Origin of the sequence: Streptomyces phytophilus, assembly GCF_013870535.1 — a bacterium.
Lineage (GTDB): Bacteria > Actinomycetota > Actinomycetes > Streptomycetales > Streptomycetaceae > Streptomyces > Streptomyces phytophilus.
The window spans coordinates 1-3,043 of sequence record NZ_JACBXC010000734.1; the positions used below are offsets into that span (position 1 = coordinate 1).

Below are 3,043 nucleotides of genomic sequence, written 5' to 3' on the forward strand. Positions count from 1 at the left end.
TGTGGTGGCTGCTCCCGCTCGGCGGCGACGGCCGCCAGGAGGGGAAGGTGGTCTTCGCCACGGGGGTGCGCTCCGGCGTCTACGCCGAGTACGGCCGCCTGCTGCGCGAAGGGCTCGCCCGGGACGAGCCGGGCCTCGACGTCCGGCTGCACAGCAGCCAGGGCTCCCTCGACAACCTGCGGAAGGTCACCACGGGCCGCGCCGACTTCGCCGTCGCCACCGCCGACTCCGTGGCCACGTACCGCCGCGACCGGCTGCCCGGCTGGCAGGGGCTGCGCGCGGTGGCCCGGCTCTACGACGACTACGTCCAGCTCGTCGTCCTGCGCGACTCGCCCGTACGGCACGCGGCCGACCTGCGCGGGCTGAAGGTCGGCGTCGGCGAGGACGGCTCCGGCGTCCAGCTGATCACCCGCCGGCTGCTGTCCGCGGCGGGACTCGACTTCGACGAGGACGTGACGGCGGTACGCGAGGGCCTCGACTCCATGCCGCAGTTGCTCCGCGACGGGCGGATCGACGCCTTCTTCTGGTCCGGCGGCCTGCCCACGGAGGCCGTCCAGCGGCTGGCGCAGCAGACCGAGATCGAACTCGTACCGCTCGGCGACCTCCTCGGCGCCCTTCACGGCCAGGGCGAGCTGGCCCGCTACTACCGGGCCGCGGTGATGCCGCCCGACGCCTACCCCACGGTCCAGCGCGACACCGCCGTGCCGACGCTCGCGGTGGCGAACCTGCTGGTCACCACTGACCGGGAGGACCCGCGGCTGACGGAGAGCGTGACCGGCACGGTGATACGGGACCGGGACCGGATCGGCCGCGTGGTGCACGCGGCACAGCGGGTCGACCTGCGCACGGCGGTCTTCACCGACCCGCTGGAGCTGCACGACGGCGCGGCGCGCTACTACCGGCAGGAGAAGCCCTGAGGGCGGGGCGGGAGACGCCCTGCGCGATCGGCGTCCGAACGCCACGTGCCCCCGGCGGTCACGGGCGCCGTGCCAGAAAGACGAACTCCCTTCCCGGCCGGTCGGGCGCGTCGCGGACCTCCCGCACCGCGAACCCGTGCGCGGCCAGGTCCTGCTCGACTTCGTCCCGCTCGCGGAAGCGCAGCGTCGAATCCGAGGTCAGCACCTGGCCGTCCGCGGCGAACACGTAGGTCCACCGGAAGGCCACCAGGGGCAGGCTCACCCCGGTCAGCTCGACCCAGCTCTCGACGGGGCCGGCGCCCGGGATCTCCGTCACCCGGCGGGAGTTCTCGCGGGTCCACTCCTCCCAGCCGCGGCGGGCCGGATCCCGGGTCTCGAAGACCAGATGCCCGCCGGGCCGCAGCGCCTCGCGCGCTCCCCGCAGGGTCTGCCGCCACGGCTGCGGATCGGCGATGGCCTGGGCGACGTTCGCCGTCATCGTCGCGAGGTCGGCCTGCAGCGGCGGGAGGTCCGTCGCGTCACCGCAGATCCAGCGGACCCGCCCGCTGCCCGGTTTGGCCCGGGCGACGTCGATGGACGCCCGGGCGGGGTCGACGCCGACGACGTCGATCCCGCGGTCGGCCAGGAGGAGTGCGAACACCCCGGTGCCGCAGCCGATGTCCAGCACCCGGCGGGCGCCGAACTCGTCCGCGATCCGCTGGTACGCGTCGAGATCGCCGCGGTCGGGGTGGAGCAGGTCGTAGATCGCGGCGAGCCGCGGATGCGCGTAGCAGTCGTCAGCCATGCGGTGGAAGGTACGCAGAGCCGGCGCGGCACGGCGACCGGATTCGGGGCCGCGGCCCCGCGCAGGGCCACCGGGACACCGGGAGACGCGCGGGGCGGACGGGTCCGGAGATGCGGGTTGACAGCGAAATCGAACGTAGGTTCACATGGGGGTCCGGCCGGGTTTTCCACAGGCCGGCCTGACGCGAGGCGCGTTGTCAGTGGCAGGCGCTAGCGTCGTCGACGTGAAGCGATCGACTCAGACATCCCGGGTGGAACCCATGGCAGCGACTGACCGCGAGAAGGCGCTCGACGCCGCACTCGCCCAGATTGAACGGCAATTCGGCAAGGGCGCCGTAATGCGCCTCGGCGAGCGGCCGAACGAGCCCGTGGAAGTCATCCCCACCGGGTCGACCGCGCTCGACGTGGCGCTCGGTGTGGGCGGACTGCCGCGCGGCCGCGTGGTGGAGGTGTACGGCCCCGAGTCCTCCGGCAAGACGACCCTGACGCTGCACGCGGTGGCCAACGCGCAGCGGGCCGGCGGCACGGTCGCGTTCGTCGACGCGGAGCACGCCCTCGACCCGGAGTACGCGAAGAAGCTCGGAGTCGACATCGACTCCCTCATCCTCTCCCAGCCCGACAACGGCGAACAGGCGCTGGAGATCGTGGACATGCTCGTCCGCTCCGGTGCGCTCGACCTGATCGTCATCGACTCCGTCGCGGCCCTCGTCCCGCGCGCGGAGATCGAGGGCGAGATGGGCGACTCCCACGTCGGCCTGCAGGCCCGCCTGATGAGCCAGGCCCTGCGGAAGATCACCAGCGCGCTGAACCAGTCGAAGACCACCGCGATCTTCATCAACCAGCTGCGCGAGAAGATCGGCGTGATGTTCGGCTCGCCCGAGACCACCACCGGCGGCAAGGCGCTGAAGTTCTACGCCTCGGTGCGCCTGGACATCCGGCGCATCGAGACGCTCAAGGACGGCACGGACCCCGTCGGCAACCGCACGCGCGTCAAGGTCGTGAAGAACAAGGTCGCGCCGCCCTTCAAGCAGGCCGAGTTCGACATCCTCTACGGGCACGGCATCAGCCGCGAGGGCGGTCTGATCGACATGGGCGTGGAGCACGGCTTCATCCGCAAGTCCGGCGCCTGGTACACGTACGAGGGCGACCAGCTCGGCCAGGGCAAGGAGAACGCGCGGACGTTCCTGAAGGACAACCCCGACCTGGCCGATGAGGTCGAGAGGCGGATCAAGGAGAAGCTGGGCATCGGCCCCAAGCCGGAGAACGCGGAGGGCGAGCCGGGCGCGGACGCGGCGGACAAGCCCGCGGCGGCGGACGACGGCGCCGCCCAGGCGAAGAAGACG

General features: G+C 72.4%; 3 protein-coding genes. 2 read left to right on the forward strand and 1 reads right to left on the reverse strand.

What is annotated here, in order from left to right; translation table 11 throughout:
* Positions 1-917 (forward strand): TAXI family TRAP transporter solute-binding subunit (locus tag H5J30_RS24370; protein WP_181789508.1); only part of this gene is annotated, 917 nt, incomplete at its 5' end.
* A gap of 58 nt (positions 918-975) precedes the next feature.
* Here the strand turns inward: H5J30_RS24370 and H5J30_RS24375 are convergent.
* Complete coding sequence (locus H5J30_RS24375) at positions 976-1,701, reverse strand: class I SAM-dependent methyltransferase (RefSeq protein ID WP_181789509.1); 726 nt, start codon at positions 1,699-1,701, stop codon at positions 976-978.
* Positions 1,702-1,960: 259 nt separating this feature from the next.
* On the opposite strand from H5J30_RS24375, the gene recA reads away from it, so the two are divergent.
* The coding region (gene recA, locus H5J30_RS24380; protein WP_181789510.1) for a recombinase RecA at positions 1,961-3,043 on the forward strand (1,083 nt) is incomplete at its 3' end.

Coding starts and splice junctions, on each gene's coding strand:
- H5J30_RS24375 (WP_181789509.1), bottom strand. CDS start 1,701: ATGGCTGACGACTGCTACGCGCATCCGCGGCTCGCCGCGATCTACGAC.